Raw genomic sequence first — 20,460 nt, forward strand, 5'->3', positions numbered from 1 at the left:
TCCAAATCCAATAAAAACATTTTTAATTCTGCGTTAATTTCTTTTCCTTTACCAGCTGGTTCATCGGCGATTTCGTGACTGCAATCAAAAGAATCACCATACCGATGATCGCCATAACAGCCCAAATTGCCCATACTGTCGTCCAGCCCATCGGGAGAAATGCCGTCAGTGTCAGAGGCCCAAGCATTTGACCGATGTAAACGGCCGCCATTGATGTGCCGACGATCGCGCCGATATCCCGCGGTCCGAACATGCTGTGCGTAACCAACGTAGGATATGCTGCGCAAAGCGGATAACCAAGCGCTCCGAAGATGATCGTAATAATAACGAGGTAGGTCTGGAGCTGGTTGCCCCACAATATCATAAATACGCATGCAAGGGCAAAGGCAACGCTTACGTAGATCGTAAAGCCTTTTCCGCCGATCTTCTTGAACATATTGCCTACAAAGAGCATAATTACTGCAGAAAGGATCAGCCATGCAGCATTCCAGTTCGCCGACTCCGTGATGTCCATCCCCATTGACTGCCAGTATGTCGCGTTATAGGAAATGAAGCCCGATGCGCCTGCAATAGCAAGCACCATGCCGATACACAAAAGCCAGAAAGAAGCCGTCTTAAGCGCCTGCTTTCTCGTGACGCCCGGAAGCTCCTGTCCTTCGGCAACTTTGGCTTCTTGCCGGGCAAGCTCGAGTCCTTTTGGTTCCTGCCCAACCTGCTTGGGCGTCCTAATAAAGATAAATACTGCCACAAGGCCGATCACAAGACCCACGATGGCCATAATATGATAGCTGTCCTGCCATGAAAAATTAGCAAGAAGCTGCCCCGCAAAGAACACCCAGATCGCAGCACCAAAGCCTGCTCCGGAAACGACCATGCCGGTCACTTTTTCCCGCCCGTGCGTATCCGCAAACCATTCCGCCACAAGGCTTGTACATACTGCATGCGAACCGAAAGTGATCGCAACGGAAGCGATAAGACCGCCAATATACATCAGCGCAAGGCTTCCCGGGTTTTGTCCGGGGGTAGTAAAAGTATAAAGCGTGATGTGCAGCGCACATGCAATGATGGAAATAAGCATCGTCCATCTCACGCCTATCTTTTTCACGACCTGAACGACCACAAGGCTCAGGAAGATATTCCCAACCGTGTTCAGGGTGCCCAGAATCGCTACTGTTCCTACATCCCAACCAATATATTCCGCGATGCTCGCGAGAAATACTCCCAGGCAGGTGCAGATTCCAAGATTCACAAAGATGACCAAAAACGCGCCCAGAGACGCTTTATAGCCAAAGAACTTTTTCGTGCTTTCCATGATACATTCCCCTTTTTATTATGATTGCCTATTGCAATGCCATTGCGGCATAGAAGCCTTCCCGAATTGCTTTCCCAGCCTTAGATACGCCGTCGCAATCCCCAATCAGCGTCGTCTTCATCGGATATTTAGCAAGGATCGCTTCGGGTACCTCTGCCGCCGGCTTCTGTCCGAAAGCGGTAATCACCGCATCTGCCGGAATTTTGACTTCATTGCATTCTTTATCGACTACAATAACGCCGTCCTCCTCGATCCTCATAACCGTTTTCCCGACCTGCAGATCCACGCCGTATTCATCCAGCAGGCGCGTAATACTGATCTTATTGATCGGCATAACATCCAGAGCTACATCATCGCGCATTTCCACAACCGTAACTTTTTTGCCGCGTTCTCCCAGCTCGATAGCGGTATCACATCCGGAAAGGCCTCCACCGCAGATCACAATATTTTCAGCGTCAACACCAAACTGATGCGCTTTCGTAACGTCGATCACATTCGGAAGATCGATTCCCTTGATGGGTGGCAGGAATGGCACGGAACCTGTTGCCACAAAAATTTCATCGGCGTCCTGCAGCACCGGATCGTCCGGTTTGATTTCCGTATTGAATTTGATCTCAACTCCTAATTTTTCCAATTGTACGCCATACCATGTAATCAGGTCGCGTATCCTCTTTTTGAAATCAGCTGTAGCAATTGCGCGGAATATGCCGCCAATCTTATCGGCTTTTTCGTAAACCGTTACCTTGCAGCCGCGCATAGCAGCCACGCGCGCCGCTTCCAGTCCCCCCGGTCCCGCGCCGATCACAACCACATTTTTGGTTTTTTCAAGCTTAGTGATCTTCATTGCGTCTTCCATCGCCGTTTGGATATTAACAGTGCAGGAAAGCTGGGTCAGGCGTCCGAATATCCTGCCAATACATTCTTCGTTGCACATGATGCACGGACGAACATCTTCCCGGTGCCCTGCCTTCAGCTTATTGGGGAAATCCGGATCGGCTATGAACTGGCGGCCGAACTGGATGATATCGCAATTACCCGACTCCAGCAATTCAACTGCCGTTTCCATCGAGTGATTGCCTGCGTTTAACAGTGGTACGCTGACGTGCTTCCTCGCTTCTTCGCATACATATGCCATACATCCCTCACCCGTGTAGCAGGTCGGAAAAATGTAATCCTGTGATTCATAACAGCCTGCATCGATATCGAACGCATCTACGCCGGCTTTTTCGAGAACCTGCAGCAGCTTCATGCTTTCTTCTACCGTGCGCCCGCCATTGAAACGATGATCCAAGGAAATACGGAATAAGATGGGGAACTTGGGGCCTGCCACATTACGAATGGCCTGCACGATTTCCACAGCGAAACGCGCCCGGTTTTCAAAGCTTCCGCCATATTCATCCGTACGTTTGTTCCAAATCGGAGACATAAATTGATCGATCAGGTAACCGGCGTGCGCATGAATTTCTATAGCGTCGTAGCCTGCTTCCAATGCGATTCGCGTATCATTCTCCCAATCTTTCATCGATTCCTTGATCTCTTCAACGGTCAGCGGCCGACAAATCATATTCGGATCGTAATATGCCGGTACCGCAGAAGCGGAAACAAGCACGTCGTCCGTTACGGTGATCGCACCGTTGCGGCCCGTACCGCAGCTTAATTGCAGGCTGACTTTTGCTCCCCACCGGTGGCAGCGCTCGATCATAAGCGTTTGCCTCGGGATCGAGCGGATACTGTCTACGGCGATCGTCGGGCTGCCCTGTGCAAGCTTACTCGTTAGGAACATCGCCCCTGTCTGGATCAGCCCCGCTCCCCCTTTGGCCCGTTCCTCATAATAACGGATCCCTTCTTCGCTGTCCGTTCCGTCGATATTAGGGGTAAACGTTCCCATCGGCGAAAGGGAAATACGGTTTTTGAGCCGCATCCCATTGATCTTTATGGGCTCAAAAAGCCGGTTGTAGTTGTAGGCCATATCATTACCTCCTTATGGTTCAACATTAAATACAGGTCCAGCCTCCGTCCACGGGAAGGATGACTCCCGTAACATAGGACGATTCTGGAGCTGCGAGATATACAACAGTAGAATCGAGCTCTCCTTCTTTCCCGGGCCTTTCCATGGGAGTACGCGTCTTGATCATATCCGCCATGATCTCCATCGCTTCTTCACTGTTTGCTTCCGATGCAAAAAATCCCGGGCAGATCGCATTCACGGTGATCCCTTTAGTCGCCCATTCAGCGGCTGCGTGGCGCGTCATGTTGACAACGCCGCCCTTTGCTGATGTATAAGCGATGATCGGCATCTCTTTGAGTCCGCCTTTTCCAAGAATAGAAGCAATATTGATGATCCGCCCATATCCCTGTTTCAGCATGACCTGTCCGAAATATTTCATACAATAGAAAACTCCGTCAAAGTCCAGCGCCCGATTCGCCGCCCAGTCTTCTTCTGAAAGTTCTTCAATGGGTACGTTGACGCCCCCGCCAGCGTTATTTACAAGGATATCTACCCGGCCCCATTGTTCCAAAATTTTATCACGGGCCGCTATAATGGTTTTTACCTCCGTAACATCCGTCGATATCGCAAGCGCCTCTCCTCCCAGAGCCTCTATTTCCTCTTTTACTGCATCCAGCTTCGCCTGCCTGCGTGCAAGAAGGGCGACCTTTGCACCTGCTTTTGCGAGAGCCAAGGCAAACTGGCGTCCCAGACCGCCGCCTCCTCCGGTAACGACTGCAACGTTTCCTTTTAGATCAAACATTGTAATTTCCCCCTTTTTTATTTGTTTACATTATTTAATAGACGAACAAATATCTGTTTTTGCGTCTATACAATCGTATCTTTTTGATAATATTTTATCAATGTATGAATTGCTGAATTACAGCTCCTTAAAATTCCACATTTTCCATCACAAACAGTTCCTGCCGCTCGTATCTGCATCGTTTTTCCGGCTCTTCCATCGCAAAAAGCCGTTAAACCGCTATATTTTTCACAAGCATTGTATATTTCGTGAAAATTTATTTTATAGTTTCACCACCTTCCACACAATCGCCATTCTCATTTTTTGTGAAGAAAATAACGGTTTGATATCTAATCTTTCCTGTATTATAATGTTGACTATTGGAGGAAAATCGCATGAAAAGCCGGCCGGATATCGTTAAAATTCAGCGTCTTTGCATGGAAGCAATCTTAAAAAAACAGGATGTCGATATTTTTGTGCGCAATGTATATAACGAATTACGTTATCCGATCATCGTATTCGATGAAACACTTACCCTGATCACCTATGCGTTTTCCCGTCCGTTCTATTTTCAGGATTGGGAGGAAATCGCAGAACGCGGCAGCGCGCCGCAGCAAAAAATAATCGATACTCAGCTTGATTATCAGGATATCATCTACCGCAACGGGAAACCGACGCTCATCACATGGGGCACCTGTGAAAACCACCCTCAAACCTGCTGTCCGATTTTTCATAATCATTTTTTGTACGGTTATATTGGCATTGATCTGGGTGATTCTCCTTTTGTAGATGTGGTCATGGAAATCAACGGAATAATGGCGGGAACTCTTGGCTGCCTGCTCTATGAAGCTGACGACGAACATAGGGGAATTATTTCGCCCCAGCAATATGCGCAGCAGCTTTTGCTTTCCGATGTTCCCGACCAACAGGTGATCAATGCCTACGAGTCTCAGTTTTCACCACCTTATGTGCTGGCGGTCCTTTACTTTCCGAATGCAAACGAAGTGGAATTGCAGTATACCCGTGGATATATATGCAAGACCGATCCTAATACAATTGGCTGTTCTTCTGAAAGCCAGTATCTTTATCTGTTGTTTTCATCTGTCTCCGGCCATGCAGTCCTGCAAGAAATTGAAGATTTGTTGTTCCGGCTCTCCCTGCAGCAGACATTCTGCTACAGTTTATCCGATTTCTTTTCGGATATCCGTACGTTACCGGATCACAGGGTGCAGGCGATCCATACGCAATCGGTAGGCAGCAGTTTAAATCCCACGCGGAAACGTTTTTCTTTTCGCGATTCGTATATGGATATCATCTGTTATAATACGATCGAAAGGTTAGGGGAAAACGCTTCTCTTCCCTATGCCCTGCGTCAACTTGCAGCTTTCGACAAGCGTGAGCAAAGCGATTTCCTCACTACCTTGTCCTGTTATTTTGACCATTTATGCAATCTTTCCGAAACAGCTTCCGCCCTCGCCGTACATCCCAATACCATACGCCTGCGGTTGAATAAAATAACTGAGCTGATCGGACTTGATGTGCGGGATTTCGAGGTCGCTCGGCAATTGTATACCGGTCTTAATATGATGCGTGTTTTGCAGCATTACCATGTTCCGGAGCAAAATCAAAATGGAGAGTGATGTTTTGAATCCGTCAGCTTCTTATGAATTAAATCGTGTGATCCTTCAGGACCTTATAAACGGGCATCCTTTTCCCATCATTTTACAGCATGTCCGCGACCATATTCCGCTCAATATTTTTGTGCTCGATCTTGATGGCCGTCTGATGCTCCACTCTGCCGCGAAAGCACTCCCAAATTATTTCCCCTCCTCCTATCTCGGTAAGGAAGATTTTATTTGTTATGTCGATAACAGCGAGGCTGCTTTTTTTGATATTGCAAAACAGATTTTTGAGGATTCTGTACCCCATATTGTGTCCATCACGCCGGAAGATCCCTACTGCACGGTCTTCTATCCGATCCGAAAGGATGACCGTCCCGCTTGGGTATTGATCCTTAAGTTTGATGACCCGCAATTGCTGACGGTTGCCAAAGAGGCCGCTTCGCTTATCGCCGTTCTGTGCGAAACACAATTTCACGAGATGTCTGCAAGACCTCCTCTAAAAAAAGACATAACGGATGTCATGATCGCACGGGAGTTGCTTCTTTACGACAATGGTACTGTAAAAAGATTATCCGAAAACAGTCTTCAAAAATATGAAGCTTTTTTAAAGCAGAAAACAAAAGGCGGTCCCGTACGGCCGCCCTTCGTGATCGCCGCCCTGCAATTCCGCAGCAGCAAAGAGAAGATACCGGATTATACTCGTGTTCTCTATGAATTGGAATACCATTTTCCCAATAGTTTTTCATTGATCCACAGAAATCGACTGCTGGCATTTTTCTATGGCTATACGCAGGCACAACTGGAGGAGATAGAGAACTTCTGTTACCAGCAGCAGCTCTTTGCCGCCGTTTCTGACCCTTTTGAAAACATAAATCAACGGCGTTTTTTTAAACAGCAGGCGTTGGCAGTCTTGAAAACCGGTATACGGCAGGCACCACAAAAATATCTTTATCATTATATCGATTTTTATACAGAACTGCTCTTGACAAGCGCGGCAGAACGATTCGGCGTTCCTGTTTTGCTTTTATCCGAAATCAACAAATTGATCCTGTTCGATCAGGAAAACAAGACCTCTTACCTGAAAACACTGGAACAATATCTAAGGAACGGCAATTCTTATTCGGCGGCGGCAAAATCCCTATTTATCGACCGCGGTACTCTTCGATATCGTCTGGAACGTATTTTCCAAATCCTGCAAGCCGATTTCGAACAACCCGAGATCGCGCGTGCCCTTTCCGCCTCGATCCAGTTATACCGCATGTACGAAATAAGCAAATAAAAAATCCACCGGCTAAAACCCGGTGGATTTTTTATTTTTGCATCAGTCCGGCGTCAGTCGAGCACCGCTTTGATCCTGCGCACGCCTGCGCTGCTGCTCTGTTCTTTTTTGATTTTGAAATGCCCCAGCTCCGCCGTATTTTTCGCATGAGGTCCGCCGCATATCTCTTTGGAATATCCGGGGATCGTATAGACCTTTACGACATCGCCGTATTTGGAATCGAACACGCCCATTGCGCCCTGTGCTTTTGCCTCTTCCACCGACATCTCTTCTTCCACTACATCAAGCCCCGCGGCAATCGCCTCATTGACGTAAGCCTCAAGCTTATCGAGCTCGTCCCGCTCCACCTTGCGCGGGAAATTAAAGTCGAACCGCAGGCGCTCCGCCGTGATGTTGGAGCCTTTCTGGACGATATCCTCGCTCAACAGCTTACGCAGGGCCGCGTTCAGAAGATGCGTCGCGGTATGCAGGCGCGCCGTTTGCTCGCTCGTATCCGCAAGGCCTCCCTTAAAACGCTGCTCCGCACCCGCATGCGAAAGCTCCTGATGATGCTGGAACGCTTTGTCAAATCCGTCCTTGTCCACCTTGAGCCCACGTTCCGCCGCAAGCTCAAGCGTGAATTCGATCGGGAAGCCAAACGTATCGTATAAGCGGAAAGCACTTTTGCCGTCGATTGTATCTCCATCGAGCCGTTCCACTGTTTTCTCAAATTCCTTCATTCCCTGTGTGATCGTCTTTTGGAAGCGTTCTTCTTCTTTTGCGATCTCGGAAAGTATTTTCGTTTCATTGATTTTCAGTTCTTCGTATGCATGCGCATATTTGTCAATAACGACCTGAGCGATCTTAGGCAGACTGCCCTCTTCGATCCCTAACTTCCCGGAAAAACGGATCGCCCGGCGCAGAAGCCTGCGCAGAACATAGCCCTGATCTACATTCGACGGCGTGATGCCCCGTTCGTCGCCGATCATAAAGGCCGCGCAGCGTATGTGGTCCGCAACGATACGGAAAGCCTTCCTCGTCTCCTCGTCTGCGCCCTCATATTTTTTCCCGGACAGTTCCTCTATCTTGGCAATAATCGGCGCGAATACATCTGTTTCATAAACGGAACCCTTGCCCTGCAGGATCGCGATCGTACGGTCAAGCCCCATTCCCGTATCCACATTTTTCTGTTCAAGGGGAGCAAAGGTTCCATCTGCCTGCTTATTGTACTCCATGAACACGTCGTTCCATATCTCAAGATATTTTCCACAGTCACACGCAGGGCTGCAATCCGGTCCGCAGGCCGGTTTCCCCGTATCGATAAACATTTCCGTATCCGGGCCGCACGGTCCGGTGATGCCGGCAGGGCCCCACCAGTTATTTTCTTTCGGCAAAAAGAAGATGTGGTCTTCCGCTACGCCAAGAGAACGCCATGTATCGTGTGCCACCATATCGCGCGGAGCGTCGTCGTCTCCGGCGAAGCAGCTGAAATACAGCTTGTCCTTATCGATCCCCAGATACTTTTCGTCTGTCAGGAATTCAAAGCTCCATGTGATCGCCTCTTTTTTAAAATAATCTCCGAGAGACCAGTTCCCCAGCATCTCAAAAAAAGTGCAGTGGCTCTCATCGCCCACTTCGTCAATATCTCCCGTGCGCACACATTTCTGCACATCGGTCAGCCGTGTGCCCGCCGGATGTTTCTGCCCCAAAAGATAGGGAACGAGCGGGTGCATCCCTGCTGTCGTAAAGAGCACGGTCGGATCGTTCTCCGGTATCAGCGACGCGCTTTTAATGACCGCGTGCCCCTTGCTCTTGAAAAAATCCAAATACATTTGTCTCAATTCATCACTCGTTAAGCACTTCATCCAAAAAACTCCTCTGTCGTCTATTCTATTTACACAGCACCAAAATGGCGTTGGCTATGATATCCGCCGTTTTTACCAGCGAATCGATCTCAATATATTCGTCAGCCTGATGCTCCGTTCCCTGCTGTCCGGGAAACAGTGCGCCAAACGCAACGGAATTCGGAAAAGCCCGCGCGTATGTCGCCCCGCCCATCGTCATACAATAGGCCTTTTCCCCCGTCACTTCCTCGTAAGCCCGTTTGAGCCCTGCAACAAGCGGTGAATCCTCAGGCACATAATGCGGAGGGCGTGAGAATACTTCTTCAATAGAAAGCTCTTTTATTTTACCGCGTATCGCGGAAAGGACCGGTGTTTTTTCCGTGTGGATCGGATACCGAATGTCGATGCCTGCCTCAACGCCCTCTTCCGTCGTTTTAAAATAGCCGAGATTGAGAGAAAGCGCGCCGGATTCATCATGTGAAGCAATACCCAAATTTGTTCCATCCGTCTGCAGACCAACATACCGTGCAAGCTCATAGACTGCGTCTGATACTGCATTTTTTTGCAGCGGCAGCATATTTAGGAACGAGAGCATATAGGAAAGCGCATTTTTGCCCTCCTCCGGTTTTGAGCCGTGAGCTGAAAGACCGTGCGCGGTAAGAAGCAGCGCGCCGTCTTTTTCTTCAGCAGTGATCTTCACCGCGGAATCCTCGTTGAAGATATCGAGCATCCGCCGTACCACTTCCGCATTTCCCCTGATCTTGCAGGAGCATACCGCGGGTACGACGTTCACCCGTTCACCCGCATGAAGCGCCTCCACGACAAGCCCGCCTTTTTCCTGCGTGACAGGATAGGCCTTTCGCACCGCCCGAAGCTGCAGCAGGCCTTTTTCGGCATTGATGATAGGAAATTCCGCATCCGGTGAAATAGCCATCCCGGGAATTTCCCCTCCGTTTTTCTTATAAAAATCCATATCAGACCAACCGCTTTCCTCGTCGCACCCAAAAATGATGCGTACCCGTTTATTAAGGCTGATACAGTTTTCTTTTATTGCAGACAGCGCAAACAGGGCCGCGATCGCCGGCCCCTTGTCGTCGATCGCTCCCCGTCCATAAATGCGTCCGTTCCTTACCGTACCGGCAAAAGGCGGCACCGTCCATCCGTCCCCCGCCGGCACGACGTCGAGATGCGTTACGATGCCAAAAAGGTCGTCCCCGTCGCCATATTCCACATAACCAAGGTGGGAATAGAAATTCACACTGTCGAAATCAAGCTTCTCTGCAATACCGAGCATTTTGATGAGCGCATCGAATACGCCCTTTCCATAGGGCATGTTTCCCTGCGGAGCGCTCTTTACGCTTTCTATTGCAAGTATTTTGCAAAGCGCTTCTATCATCTCATCCCGGCGTGTAGCTGCCGTAAATTCGAGCATCAGATTTTTCTCCTTCGCTTCTTCCCGTCTGTCTTAAGCTATCATTTATTATAACAGATTTCAGAAAGGATATATACCGCTTTTTTTCTTTTTTAGGCATCTCTCCGGGGCAAAAGGAATCCGGCCCCGCCACGGCGAATTTATTTGTTGAACGATATTTAGGGAGTGTGATCGGTATCTCTATCCACGACGGACACCGCAGCCGGCTCAGAAGCCGGTTTTTAAAATACGGCCTCGAGGTTTTTGAGGAGCACGAAGCGCTTGAACTGCTGCTTTTTTATGCGCTTCCGCGCAGGGATACCAATTCCCTTGCGCACGAGCTCCTTGCCCGCTTTGGCAGTCTGAAAAACATTTTTGATGCTGACGCGGCGGATATCGCCCGCATCAAGGGGATCGGCGAGAATGCAGCAGTCCTCATCAAGCTCCAATCCGAGCTTGCGCGGAAATATTGGCTCTCCGATATCGAGGAGCATACTATGCTTTCTTCCATACAATCGGCGATCGAATATGCGAGCCTCCTCCTGCGCGGCAAAACCAAAGAAGAACTATATGTCGTATGCCTCGATCCACACTTCCGTGTGCGGCATACCGACCGTCTTTCCCGCGGCAGTGCCACAGAAACACCTGTTTATGTTCGTCAAATTACAGAGACCGTTATTCGTACCGGAGCGGAAAAAATACTTCTGACCCATAATCATCCGGGCGGAAGCGCTCATCCGAGCAAAAAAGATCTGCTTATTACGGAACAAGTCGTAGCCGCAATGGATGCGATCTCCGTTTCTTTGCTCGACCATATCATTATCGGCGAGCATGAGGCGTTCAGTTTTTCGGAAAAGCTTCTTACCCTCGGCGGCCGTCCTGCCGCAAATGCCCGCGCCGCACAATATTCAGGTCATGTGATGCAGGAGCTCCCCGCATGGCTGCATGCGGAAGATCAGCAGTAGTCTGCGCCTACTTGCAATACGTAAACTTTTTCGCTATAATTTCTATGTATTATAGAATTTAACGCGCAGTCTGCGCGACCGGAGGATAAAAATGGCGATTGAATATTTCCATATAAAAGAGCGGGACTTCGATTTAGTGGAACAGTTGATACAGATCGAAAATTCTTCTTATGACAGCGGTGCTCTCGACGTATTCGACCTGATCGCGATGCTTAGGCATGCGCGCGTCTATGTTGCCGTGGAGTATGACGAGATTTTAGGCGCAGTCTATTTTATGCGGAATTTTGATAATCCGGATAAAGTTTTTCTGCACAGCATCAATATTTTGGATCCGCAGGCTTTCCCCAACCTCGGTACTTCCCTTTTGAATATCGCGTTCGCCGACATGCGCGCTTTTGGCATCAAGCTGGTGGAGGTAAATGTCGACCCGTCCAATTACCGGGCGCTCAAGATCTATCGGGAACAGCTTGGCTTTGTAGCCAGCGACAGTATGCAAAGCGAATTTTTGGATGGTGAAGAGATCCTGATGCTGCAAAAGGAGCTATGATCGCTTTCAAAGCTCAAAGCCGCATGATATTGCGGCTTTTTTTGTGGAGGCATTTCATTTATGCGCAGTATACGCGGAGGAAAAAACATGTGGCTTGTTTTCGCACTTCTCTCGGCCGTCTTTGCTGCAGCGACCGCGATCCTTGCCAAAATCGGTATCCAGAGTATGGATTCGAACCTCGCGACCGCGATCCGTACTGTAGTGGTCCTCATCATGGCGTGGGGGATCGTTTTTATGACGGGAGCGCAATGCAATATTCCGAATATCACGGCGAAATCATGGATATTCCTCATCCTTTCCGGTATCGCGACCGGCTTTTCATGGCTTTTTTATTTTAAAGCGCTTCAGCTCGGCGACGCCTCTAAGGTCGTTCCCATCGATAAATTCAGCGTAGTCATCAGTATGGTCCTTGCGTTTATCATCTTAAAGGAAGCCGTGACAACAAAAACAGTGGTCGGCGGTATACTCATCACGCTCGGTACTCTTGTCATGGTTCTTTGATAGAGAGCCGTTTCAGCCGCTTTCGGCGGCTTTTTTTATTTTTTCTTGACAAATTTCCGTTTCTCTTATATAGTTAGTTGCATAAGTAATTAACCAATTAAGGAGTTTGTAATGAAGATCGATTTTGAAAGCGGAATTCCCATCTATCTTCAAATCGCAGACCAAATCGAGGATGCAGTCCTTTCGGGTATTTTCCCGGAGGATACGCAGGTGCCGTCTACGACGGAGCTTTCCACGCTCTACAAGATCAATCCGGCGACCGTTCTGAAAGGAATCACTTTGCTTACAGGCAATGGCGTCCTATATAAACGCCGGGGCGTAGGCATGTTCGTATGCACAGGTGCGAAGGAAAAGATACAGGCGCGGCGGAAGCAGTCCTTTTTTGACGACTATGTCGCAAGTCTTCTTTCAGAAGCAGAAAAGCTTGGCATCAGTCCCGATGAGGTCATCAGCATGATAAAAGAAGGAGCGAAAAATGATTGAAGTAAGAAATGTCACAAAAAATTTTCGGAACGTCACAGCACTGCGGTCCTTAAATGTCAGCTTCGGTGAAAACCGTATCTACGGCCTTCTTGGCCGGAATGGGGCAGGAAAATCTACATTGCTGAATCTAATGACGAACCGTTTGATCCCGACGGAGGGGTTTCTGTATCTGGATGGTTTTCCTCTTACGGAAAACGACAGAGTCCTTGGAAAGATCTTCTGTATGAGTGAGAACACTTTATATGAACCGTCTGTGCGGGTAGAACGTATTTTCAAATGGACCGCCATGTTTTATCCCGCATTCGATACTGCGTATGCGGCTGCATTGGCTGAAAAGTTTGGGCTTGATACCAGAAAAAAGGTCGGGCAGCTTTCCACAGGCTACCGCTCTATTTTCAAGCTTGTTCTTACACTGGCCTCCGGAGCGGAATATTTGCTGTTCGACGAGCCGGTTCTCGGCCTCGATGCGAATCACCGTCAGCTTTTTTATGAGGAGCTGCTTGCCCGTTATTCCAAACGGCCGTGTACGGTCATTCTTTCTACCCATCTCATTGAAGAGATCGCAAGTCTGATCGAACATGTCGTCATCATAAAGGACGGGCGTATTCTTCTCGACCGTCCGGCAGAAGAAATACATAATATGGGCTTTACGGTCTCCGGCAAAAAAGACGAGGTGGAAAAATGGTGTGCCGGCAAAAATATACTGGGCTCTCAGGAGATCGGCGGGCTGATGCTGGCGCATATTCTTGGTAGGCGCAGCGATATCCCCGCTTCTCTCACCGCCACGCCGCTCGACCTGCAGCAGCTTTTTATTCACCTGACAAATTCCTGAAAGAAAGAGAGGATCCCTTTTATGAAAATCAAACAAATGTTTTTATGGCAGCTGAAATCGAGCCTTCCTGCTTTTATCATCTTTTTCTGCATTATTACGGCTTTAACAACGGTCCTTACCATTGTGTTTGCCCGGAATGGCAACGGGACCTTCAATATGGCCGCGGCCTCCATCGGCGTGTTTTTTCTGTTCGTCGTCGGCTGCGCCTCCTTTGCAGAAAACCTTCATATCGCTTTCGGGAACGGCGTCTCCCGCAGAACGCATTTCCTGAGCTTTCTGCTTTTTGCCGCTTTTTCCAGCGCGCTGACCGCTTTTGTTTGCGTACTGATCGATATGATCCCCAGTCTGTCGCCGTCTACCTATATTCCCCTGCTCACAGATACGCCCGGCATGCAGATATTTTTTTACTTCACGCTAAACTTCGGCTTTATGGCGTTCGGTTATTTTCTCGCCGGGGCATACTACCGGATGAATAAAGCGGCAAAAATCACCGTCTCCATCATCATTCCTGCCGCTGCGATCACCTGCTTCGTTTTGATCATGAATACAGCCGCTCCTGTTGGTCCGGAGGTCCAGCCGCTTCCGCTGTTCTTGCAGTGGATGCTTGCCAGCATTATGAACGCAGCGCTTTTCTGGCTGTTGTTTGCGGCTCTCTTCCTTTTTCTTGGTTGGCTCGTCACCCGCCGGGCAGGAATCAGACAACAGCAACCCGCTGGCTAAACAGGATCAAATCTCTATTCAAAAAGCGGACATACGTTTATCATACGTCCGCTTTTTCTTTTCCCGACAATATGTTCAGGCAATATAGTTCCGTACCCTGAAATGTGCGCCCACGTCTTCTGCGATCTTCCGGCACGTTTCAATATCCTCAGGGCTGATCACATCTACCACAGAAAGCGTTGTTTTGATTCCATACCGTACACAGTCCCGTGCAAAATCCAACATATAGCGAAAGCCGTCTTCTCCATAGCGGCTGTGCACTACCGCCTCATACTTCTTCGCATCCGCTTCGTTGAGGCTGATCGACACTTCGTCTATCAAGCCTACCAGCTCCTTGGCGATATCCCGTCCATGATATGCGCTTGCATGCCCATTCGTATTGATGCGCGTATGCCCGCCGTATCCCTTTACGTAAGCGGCGATCTCCTTGAGCTCATCGATTTTGATTGTCGGCTCTCCGTAGCCGCAGAATACAACATCCGTCTTATCTTTCTCCAGCAAACGGATGATCTCCTGAGCAGAGGGTTCGCGCTCCATCCACAGGTCATATCCTGCTACGCCTTTTTCCGTCCTTCTGACGCAAAATTCACAGTCGTTCGTGCAGCGGTTCGTCAGATTAATGTAATTTTGATTTCCTATCTTATAAATATATGTATCCAAAGCCTATCATACCACGTACACATCTTTCAGCGCCCGATGGTTCCTTTCTTTTCTTTCATACCCTTTATATGATCCTAAAAAACCGTTTTGCATTCTCTTCCGTCATGCGGACGATCTCCTGCACAGGAACCCCTTTCACTTCCGCCAGCTTTTCCGCCACATATTTTACATAGGCGGGCTCGTTCCGTTTTCCGCGAAAAGGTACGGGCGTCATGTAGGGGCAATCTGTTTCGATCAAAAGGCGGTCAAGCGGAACGGCCTGCGCAGCTTCCAGTGTTTTTCGCGCATTTTTGAAGGTAAGCGCTCCGCCAAACGCGATATAAAAGCCCATCTTCACGAGCTCTGCCGCCGTTTCGGCGCTTCCGGAAAAGCAATGGAGCTCTCCCCGCACATTTGGATGGCGCCGCAGTATCTCCATTGTATCCGCAGTCGCCTCACGGCTGTGCACCACGATCGGCATATCGGTCTCAAGCGCGAGCTCCACCTGCTGTTCAAATACCTCTTTTTGTTTTTCCCGCGGTGAAAAATCATAGTGGTAATCGAGCCCAATCTCGCCTACAGCCACTACTTTTTTCTCTTGTAAAAGCGTGTGCAGCGCCTCTCTAACGGCCATGCTCCATTCGTCCGCGCTATGCGGATGTATCCCGACCGCAGCATATACAGCCGCATGCTCTTGGGCAAGCGCTGCCGCGCGTATACTGTCCGCAAGACCGGAAGATGCTTCCACCACGTTTCCCACCCCGCTTCCCGCAAGCTCGGCAAGAACCGCTTCGCGGTCTTCATCGAACCGCTCGTCCAGCAGATGTACATGCGTATCAAAGAGCATTTCCTTACCCAACGTCCAGCCCATCCTTTGCATCGGCTGTTACGAGCGCAATATCCGTACCTGTACCTACGGCAAGAATCATCCCTTCAGACAGCGTTCCCCGCAGCTTGGCCGGTTTCAGGTTCGCTACGATCACGACCGTTTTCCCCACCATTTCTTCCGCCGTAAAGCTCTCCCGAATGCCGGAAACGATCGTCCGTGTTTCCTCGCCGCATTTTACAGTCAGCTTCAATAATTTATCCGATCCCTTCAAATTCTCACATTCCGTAACGAGGGCTGTCTTAAGCTGTATCTTCCTAAAATCGTCAATCGTGATCTGCTCTGCTGTGTCCTCTTTCATCTCCTGCTTTTCCGGCTTCGGTGCCATCAGCTTTTCCAGCTCTGCAAGCTCTTTTTCGATATCGATGCGCGGGAAGATCGCCTCTCCCTTGCTTGTCTGCGTGCCATCCGGCAGCGTTCCATAAGAAGCTACGCTCGCCCAGTCGGTCAGCTTTTTATCCTGAGCCACACCAAGCTGCTCCCTCATGCGCACCGCCGTTTCCGGCATCACGCTCTCGATCAGCACGCTTACGATACGCAGACCTTCCGCGAGGTGATACATCACGCTTCCAAGCCGCTCTTGTTTCGTTTCATCTTTGGCAAGGGACCACGGCATCGTGACGTCGATATACTTATTCAGCATTCCGATATACTGCCAAATCTCTGTCAATGCCTCCGAGACTTTCCAATCGCTCATAAGTACGTCTACCCGCTTCGGAAGCTGCTCAGCAAACCCGACCAGTTCGCGGTCCTCCGGCTCCAGCATGCCTGCCGCCGGCACTCTGCCGCCAAAATACTTTCCGATCATGGCAACAGTCCGCGAAAGCAGGTTGCCAAGGTCGTTTGCAAGGTCTGCATTGATACGGGAGAGCAGCAGCTCGTTTGAGAACATAAGGTCACTCCCGAGCGGCGCTTCCCGCATAAGAAAGTAGCGGATCGCGTCTACCCCATAGCGCCCTACGAGCACGACCGGATCGACTACATTCCCGCGGCTCTTGCTCATCTTGCCGCCCTGCAATGTGAGCCAACCATGCCCGTATACCCGTTTCGGAAGCGGAAGCCCCAGCGCCATCAGGATCGTCGGCCATGTGATCGTATGGAAACGTACGATCTCCTTGCCCACCAGATGCAGGTCCGCCGGCCAATATTTTTGAAATTTGCTGTCGTCATCCGAAAGATAGCCAAGTGCGGAAATATAGTTAGACAGCGCGTCGATCCAAACATACATCACATGTTCCTGATCGAATGGGACCGGGATGCCCCATTTGAAAGAGGAACGCGATACGCACAAATCCTCAAGGCCGGGAAGCAGGAAATTGTTCAGCATTTCGTTCTTGCGGGATTCCGGCTGAATAAATTCCGGGTGGTCTTTGATATATTGTATCAGCCTGTCGGCATATTTCGAAGCGCGGAAGAAATAACTCTCCTCCTTCACCCGCTGTACCTCGCGCCCGCAGTCCGGACACTTTCCGTCTACAAGCTGACGGTCTGTCCAGAACGCCTCGCAGGGGGTGCAATACCAGCTTTCATATTCACTTTTATAGATATCGCCCTGTTCATAGAGCTTTTGAAAAATCTTCTGTACGCACTCCTCATGCCGCTTGTCTGTCGTGCGGATAAAATCGTCGTTGCTGATATTCATCAGCTTCCAGAGCTCTTTGATCTGTGCGACGATCCCGTCCACATATTCTTTCGGCGACATTCCCTTTTCCGTCGCGATCTTTTCTATCTTTTGACCGTGCTCATCCGTTCCGGTCAGAAACATGACGTCATAGCCGGTCTGCCGTTTAAAACGCGCAATGCTGTCCGCTGCTGTCGTACAGTAGGCGTGCCCGATATGCAGTTTATCGCTCGGATAATAGATCGGCGTCGTAATATAAAATTTTTCGCTCATTCCCATGGCTCCTTTTTCCAGTATCGTTCCCATTATAGCCTTTTACTGTTTTTTTTTCAACAGAAAGGGCACAGCCTTTGCGCGGCTGTGCCCCCGGATTCTCCGCAAAGTTATCCTTTAATGATGACGCCCTCCTGATAAATCGGAACAACGTCGAACATATCCTCCCGCGTGCAATATTCAAGATCGTCATACAGCTTGAGCTTTTTCAGGTATTCGAACTGTGTGCTTCCCTCAAGCGCCCCCAGAATATCATGATTTGCGTCGTGATACAGCTTTAGCGCGACACGTCCCATATCATCAAGCTCGAGCGTATCGTCGAGCTTCAGCATTCTGTCAAGGATACAGCCCATCGCCAGAATGTCATCTGTCGAAAATTTACGCTTCGTTCCCGCACATACAAGCACGATATCACGCCCATAGGAAAGCGCTTTTTTTGCGACTGCCTGCGCATTGATGAAGCTGCCTATCAATACGTCCTCCGCTGCCGCAAGTTCTTTGATCGCGATCGAGCCGTTCGATGTGGAATATAGAACGACCATATCCTCCACCACATTCTGCGTATATTCAAGAGGAGAATTCCCAAGATCAAAGCCGCCTACCTTCTGGGCTGCGATCTCTCCGCACAAAAGGACGTTCCCTTCCGATATTTTTTTGATGGCCGCCGCTTCGTTCGCTTCACCCGTAGGAACGATACGGTCGCAGCCGTTCGATACTGCTGTAACGATCGTTGCCGACGCGCGCAGCGCATCTACCATAACAGCCGTTCTATCCGGCAATTCATGGACTGGCAGGTCACGAAAAACTGCTGAACAAACTACTTTCATAATTACCCCTTACTTGTTTTTCTTTCTACTGTCCGATTTATTATTTTACTACATATCACTCCAAAATACAAGCATTCTCCTGCTGAAAAAGCTTTTCCCACGCGATTTATAAAATTTTCCTCACCCATCCGCGCTATTTCCCCGGTATTTTCCCAAGCGTTATTTTGTAGACCTTATTTTTAGGCAGCCCATATTCCGCAGCAACAGCCGCAGCCGCAGACTTCTTTGTCAGTCCCTCTTTCATCCTTTTTTTCAGTTCCCGTAAAATCTGTTCCTCCGTCAGCTCTTTCTCTTCTTTTTCCGCCTTTCCTATCAGGAGCACAAATTCTCCTTTGACAGCCTCGCGCTGTTCCAAAATTTCCTTTGCCTGTACCGCATTCATGCGCAGGCATTCCTCGTGCAGCTTCGTAAGCTCCCTGCAAATGCAGACCGCCGTTTCTTCTCCGAAGACCTCGCAGATATCGTCCAATGTTTTTACGATACGGTTGGGGCTCTCATAAAGGATACAGGGCATCTCTTTTTTTCGTATCTCTTCCAATTCCTTCCTGCGCGCCGGCCCTTTGGCGCTTAAAAAGCCCCAAAATAAAAACCGTGCGCAGTCCATACCCGAAAGCGTCACTGCCGCGACCGCTGCGCACGCACCGGGTAAGGTTTCGACTCCGATCCCCTGTGATATGCAGCGCCGGACAAGCTCATAGCCGGGGTCTGAAATAACAGGCGTGCCTGCATCGGAAACGAGAGCTACCGTCTTTCCTTCCATCAGCAGCTTAATGATCTCCTCAAAACGTGCTTCACGGCTGTATTCATGGAAGCTGATCAGTTTATTTTTGATTTCGTAATGGCTGAGCAGCTTGAGCGTCCGCCGTGTGTCTTCTGCTGCAATGATATCGGCTGTACGCAATGCTTCCAAGCCGCGCAGCGTGATATCTCCCAAATTGCCGATCGGGGTCGCGACGATCATCAGTTTCCCATATTCCATTTAGATCCCATCCCTGTGATATATTTTTCTGATCTCCTCTGTTTCGCTTCCGTCCTCATGATGGACGATCAGCGGCGGATGTACGGTGAGTCCCTCGTTTCCGTCCTTTACGGCCGACAGCAAAACCTGCGCGGCAGGACGTCCTGCAAAGCTGTGTATCAGGCGTATCTCTTTAGGCTCCAGCCTGCTTTCCCGCAGACAGCATAACAGCTCTGCCAACCGCTGCGCGCGGTGGATGAGCCAGAAGCGTCCGCCCGACCGAAGCAGTTTATATGCCGATCTGCAAAGCTGCTCAAACGTAACGGTACATTCAAAGCGGGCCAGCCGATGGGATTCATCCGTGCTTTGTATTCCCGCCTTCTCCTTTTCGTAGGGCGGATTTGATACAACTGCGTCGAATTCTCCGCAAAGCAGACTGCGTGCCTCTTTTATATCGCCGCGGAGCACTTCTATCCTATCCTCGAGCCCATTCATCCGTACGCTGCGGCGCGCAATATTGCAAAGTCTTTCCTGCAGCTCAAGCGCCTGCACGGAGATCTCCTCCTGCCGCCCATAAAGGAGCAAGGGCAGTATCCCCGTTCCTGTTCCAAGGTCTGCAACACGCGCGTTCTTTTTAAGACGCACAAAGTCTGCGAGCAGGACGGCATCTGTCCCAAAGCAAAACAACTCCGTATCCTGCAATATCTTCAAGCCCTTTAACTGGAGATCGTCGATTCTTTCCATATCTGTATTATAGCATAAATCCGCTGCCGTCTATAAAAAAAGAAGCCCGCCGCAGAGGCAGGCCTCTCTTATTCTGCACGTCTACTTTTGCTTACGCCTCGGAAATCGCTTCCACAGGGCACGTAGCAGCGCACGCTCCGCAATCGATGCACTCGTCAGCGTTGATCTGATACTGATCGCCGCCGTCGGAAATCGCGTTTACCGGGCAGTCAGCCGCACACGAACCGCAAGAGATGCAAGCATCCGAAATTTTATATGCCATGTCTTTTCACCTCCATACTTAATACA

Annotated in this window: 20 protein-coding genes; 8 read left to right on the forward strand and 12 right to left on the reverse strand. The window is 49.6% G+C overall.

Going from position 1 to position 20,460, the window contains the following annotated elements; translation table 11 throughout:
- Positions 1 to 22 precede the first annotated feature (22 nt).
- The 3 genes from PUP29_RS03810 to PUP29_RS03820 are packed head-to-tail and all read right to left on the reverse strand — an operon-like array spanning position 23 to position 4,062.
- A complete protein-coding gene (locus tag PUP29_RS03810) occupies positions 23 to 1,312 on the reverse strand; it encodes an MFS transporter (protein WP_079547149.1) in 1,290 nt (429 codons plus the stop codon).
- A 28-nt stretch (positions 1,313 to 1,340) separates the two neighbouring features.
- The gene (locus PUP29_RS03815; protein ID WP_079547148.1) at positions 1,341 to 3,281 is read right to left on the reverse strand and encodes an FAD-dependent oxidoreductase; all 1,941 of its coding nucleotides are present in this window, start codon (positions 3,279 to 3,281) and stop codon (positions 1,341 to 1,343) included.
- 25 nt (positions 3,282 to 3,306) lie between these two features.
- Positions 3,307 to 4,062 (reverse strand): SDR family NAD(P)-dependent oxidoreductase, encoded by a 756-nt coding sequence (locus PUP29_RS03820; protein ID WP_079547147.1) that lies wholly within the window; start codon positions 4,060 to 4,062, stop codon positions 3,307 to 3,309.
- A 374-nt stretch (positions 4,063 to 4,436) separates the two neighbouring features.
- Here PUP29_RS03820 and PUP29_RS03825 point away from each other — a divergent pair, with 374 nt between their 5' ends.
- Positions 4,437 to 5,681 carry a PucR family transcriptional regulator gene (locus tag PUP29_RS03825; protein ID WP_079547146.1) on the forward strand — a complete coding sequence of 415 codons (1,245 nt, stop codon included), beginning with the start codon at positions 4,437 to 4,439 and terminating at the stop codon, positions 5,679 to 5,681.
- Positions 5,671 to 6,942 (forward strand): PucR family transcriptional regulator, encoded by a 1,272-nt coding sequence (locus PUP29_RS03830; protein ID WP_353423863.1) that lies wholly within the window; start codon positions 5,671 to 5,673, stop codon positions 6,940 to 6,942. The genes PUP29_RS03825 and PUP29_RS03830 overlap by 11 nt, the downstream gene beginning before the upstream one ends.
- A gap of 53 nt (positions 6,943 to 6,995) precedes the next feature.
- Here the strand turns inward: PUP29_RS03830 and PUP29_RS03835 are convergent, their stop codons facing one another.
- Complete coding sequence (locus PUP29_RS03835) at positions 6,996 to 8,786, reverse strand: alanine--tRNA ligase (RefSeq protein ID WP_079547144.1); 1,791 nt, start codon at positions 8,784 to 8,786, stop codon at positions 6,996 to 6,998.
- A gap of 25 nt (positions 8,787 to 8,811) precedes the next feature.
- A complete protein-coding gene (pepV, locus tag PUP29_RS03840; protein WP_079547143.1) occupies positions 8,812 to 10,197 on the reverse strand; it encodes a dipeptidase PepV in 1,386 nt (461 codons plus the stop codon).
- 167 nt (positions 10,198 to 10,364) lie between these two features.
- On the opposite strand from pepV, the gene radC reads away from it, so the two are divergent.
- The 6 genes from radC to PUP29_RS03870 all read left to right on the forward strand — a co-directional run bounded on the left by radC (position 10,365) and on the right by PUP29_RS03870 (position 14,224).
- Positions 10,365 to 11,141, forward strand: a complete 777-nt coding sequence (radC, locus tag PUP29_RS03845; RefSeq protein ID WP_353423864.1) for a RadC family protein — start codon at positions 10,365 to 10,367, stop codon at positions 11,139 to 11,141.
- Between the two features lie 91 nt (positions 11,142 to 11,232).
- Positions 11,233 to 11,688 carry a GNAT family N-acetyltransferase gene (locus PUP29_RS03850; RefSeq protein ID WP_079547141.1) on the forward strand — a complete coding sequence of 152 codons (456 nt, stop codon included), beginning with the start codon at positions 11,233 to 11,235 and terminating at the stop codon, positions 11,686 to 11,688.
- A gap of 87 nt (positions 11,689 to 11,775) precedes the next feature.
- Positions 11,776 to 12,189: an EamA family transporter gene (locus PUP29_RS03855; RefSeq protein ID WP_079547860.1), complete on the forward strand. Its 414-nt coding sequence runs from the start codon at positions 11,776 to 11,778 to the stop codon at positions 12,187 to 12,189.
- Positions 12,190 to 12,300: 111 nt separating this feature from the next.
- Complete coding sequence (locus PUP29_RS03860) at positions 12,301 to 12,672, forward strand: GntR family transcriptional regulator (protein WP_079547140.1); 372 nt, start codon at positions 12,301 to 12,303, stop codon at positions 12,670 to 12,672.
- The gene (locus PUP29_RS03865) at positions 12,665 to 13,504 is read left to right on the forward strand and encodes an ATP-binding cassette domain-containing protein (RefSeq protein WP_079547139.1); all 840 of its coding nucleotides are present in this window, start codon (positions 12,665 to 12,667) and stop codon (positions 13,502 to 13,504) included. Before PUP29_RS03860 ends, PUP29_RS03865 begins: the two co-directional genes overlap by 8 nt.
- 21 nt (positions 13,505 to 13,525) lie before the next feature.
- Positions 13,526 to 14,224, forward strand: a complete 699-nt coding sequence (locus PUP29_RS03870; protein ID WP_079547138.1) for a hypothetical protein — start codon at positions 13,526 to 13,528, stop codon at positions 14,222 to 14,224.
- A gap of 75 nt (positions 14,225 to 14,299) precedes the next feature.
- On the opposite strand, the gene PUP29_RS03875 is transcribed toward PUP29_RS03870, so the two are convergent.
- The 7 genes from PUP29_RS03875 to PUP29_RS03905 all read right to left on the reverse strand — a co-directional run bounded on the left by PUP29_RS03875 (position 14,300) and on the right by PUP29_RS03905 (position 20,434).
- Positions 14,300 to 14,884, reverse strand: coding sequence for a TatD family nuclease-associated radical SAM protein (locus tag PUP29_RS03875; RefSeq protein WP_079547137.1), 585 nt, complete (start codon positions 14,882 to 14,884; stop codon positions 14,300 to 14,302).
- 64 nt (positions 14,885 to 14,948) lie between these two features.
- Complete coding sequence (locus PUP29_RS03880) at positions 14,949 to 15,722, reverse strand: TatD family hydrolase (protein WP_353423865.1); 774 nt, start codon at positions 15,720 to 15,722, stop codon at positions 14,949 to 14,951.
- The gene (metG, locus tag PUP29_RS03885) at positions 15,715 to 17,643 is read right to left on the reverse strand and encodes a methionine--tRNA ligase (RefSeq protein ID WP_079547136.1); all 1,929 of its coding nucleotides are present in this window, start codon (positions 17,641 to 17,643) and stop codon (positions 15,715 to 15,717) included. The genes PUP29_RS03880 and metG overlap by 8 nt, the downstream gene beginning before the upstream one ends.
- Before the next feature lie 110 nt (positions 17,644 to 17,753).
- Positions 17,754 to 18,470 (reverse strand): 2-phosphosulfolactate phosphatase, encoded by a 717-nt coding sequence (locus PUP29_RS03890; RefSeq protein WP_079547135.1) that lies wholly within the window; start codon positions 18,468 to 18,470, stop codon positions 17,754 to 17,756.
- 133 nt (positions 18,471 to 18,603) lie between these two features.
- Positions 18,604 to 19,449: a 16S rRNA (cytidine(1402)-2'-O)-methyltransferase gene (gene rsmI / locus PUP29_RS03895; protein ID WP_079547134.1), complete on the reverse strand. Its 846-nt coding sequence runs from the start codon at positions 19,447 to 19,449 to the stop codon at positions 18,604 to 18,606.
- Positions 19,450 to 20,172 (reverse strand): tRNA1(Val) (adenine(37)-N6)-methyltransferase, encoded by a 723-nt coding sequence (locus tag PUP29_RS03900; protein ID WP_079547133.1) that lies wholly within the window; start codon positions 20,170 to 20,172, stop codon positions 19,450 to 19,452. It abuts the gene before it with no gap.
- 91 nt (positions 20,173 to 20,263) lie between these two features.
- Positions 20,264 to 20,434 carry a DUF362 domain-containing protein gene (locus PUP29_RS03905; RefSeq protein ID WP_079547132.1) on the reverse strand — a complete coding sequence of 57 codons (171 nt, stop codon included), beginning with the start codon at positions 20,432 to 20,434 and terminating at the stop codon, positions 20,264 to 20,266.
- Between the last annotated feature and the right edge of the window lie 26 nt (positions 20,435 to 20,460).

Source organism: Christensenella massiliensis (assembly GCF_040409835.1).
Taxonomy (GTDB): Bacteria; Bacillota; Clostridia; order Christensenellales; family Christensenellaceae; genus Christensenella; species Christensenella massiliensis.

What these genes read in the sequence shown, in the direction of transcription:
- metG (WP_079547136.1), bottom strand. Translation starts at nt 17,643, where the DNA reads ATGAGCGAAAAATTTTATATTACGACGCCGATCTATTATCCGAGCGAT.
- PUP29_RS03870 (WP_079547138.1), top strand. Translation starts at nt 13,526, where the DNA reads ATGAAAATCAAACAAATGTTTTTATGGCAGCTGAAATCGAGCCTTCCT.
- PUP29_RS03835 (WP_079547144.1), bottom strand. Translation starts at nt 8,786, where the DNA reads ATGAAGTGCTTAACGAGTGATGAATTGAGACAAATGTATTTGGATTTT.
- PUP29_RS03860 (WP_079547140.1), top strand. Translation starts at nt 12,301, where the DNA reads ATGAAGATCGATTTTGAAAGCGGAATTCCCATCTATCTTCAAATCGCA.
- rsmI (WP_079547134.1), bottom strand. Translation starts at nt 19,449, where the DNA reads ATGGAATATGGGAAACTGATGATCGTCGCGACCCCGATCGGCAATTTG.
- PUP29_RS03830 (WP_353423863.1), top strand. Translation starts at nt 5,671, where the DNA reads ATGGAGAGTGATGTTTTGAATCCGTCAGCTTCTTATGAATTAAATCGT.
- PUP29_RS03865 (WP_079547139.1), top strand. Translation starts at nt 12,665, where the DNA reads ATGATTGAAGTAAGAAATGTCACAAAAAATTTTCGGAACGTCACAGCA.
- PUP29_RS03850 (WP_079547141.1), top strand. Translation starts at nt 11,233, where the DNA reads ATGGCGATTGAATATTTCCATATAAAAGAGCGGGACTTCGATTTAGTG.
- PUP29_RS03905 (WP_079547132.1), bottom strand. Translation starts at nt 20,434, where the DNA reads ATGGCATATAAAATTTCGGATGCTTGCATCTCTTGCGGTTCGTGTGCG.
- pepV (WP_079547143.1), bottom strand. Translation starts at nt 10,197, where the DNA reads ATGCTCGAATTTACGGCAGCTACACGCCGGGATGAGATGATAGAAGCG.
- PUP29_RS03815 (WP_079547148.1), bottom strand. Translation starts at nt 3,281, where the DNA reads ATGGCCTACAACTACAACCGGCTTTTTGAGCCCATAAAGATCAATGGG.
- PUP29_RS03900 (WP_079547133.1), bottom strand. Translation starts at nt 20,172, where the DNA reads ATGGAAAGAATCGACGATCTCCAGTTAAAGGGCTTGAAGATATTGCAG.
- PUP29_RS03855 (WP_079547860.1), top strand. Translation starts at nt 11,776, where the DNA reads ATGTGGCTTGTTTTCGCACTTCTCTCGGCCGTCTTTGCTGCAGCGACC.
- PUP29_RS03890 (WP_079547135.1), bottom strand. Translation starts at nt 18,470, where the DNA reads ATGAAAGTAGTTTGTTCAGCAGTTTTTCGTGACCTGCCAGTCCATGAA.
- PUP29_RS03820 (WP_079547147.1), bottom strand. Translation starts at nt 4,062, where the DNA reads ATGTTTGATCTAAAAGGAAACGTTGCAGTCGTTACCGGAGGAGGCGGC.
- PUP29_RS03810 (WP_079547149.1), bottom strand. Translation starts at nt 1,312, where the DNA reads ATGGAAAGCACGAAAAAGTTCTTTGGCTATAAAGCGTCTCTGGGCGCG.
- PUP29_RS03825 (WP_079547146.1), top strand. Translation starts at nt 4,437, where the DNA reads ATGAAAAGCCGGCCGGATATCGTTAAAATTCAGCGTCTTTGCATGGAA.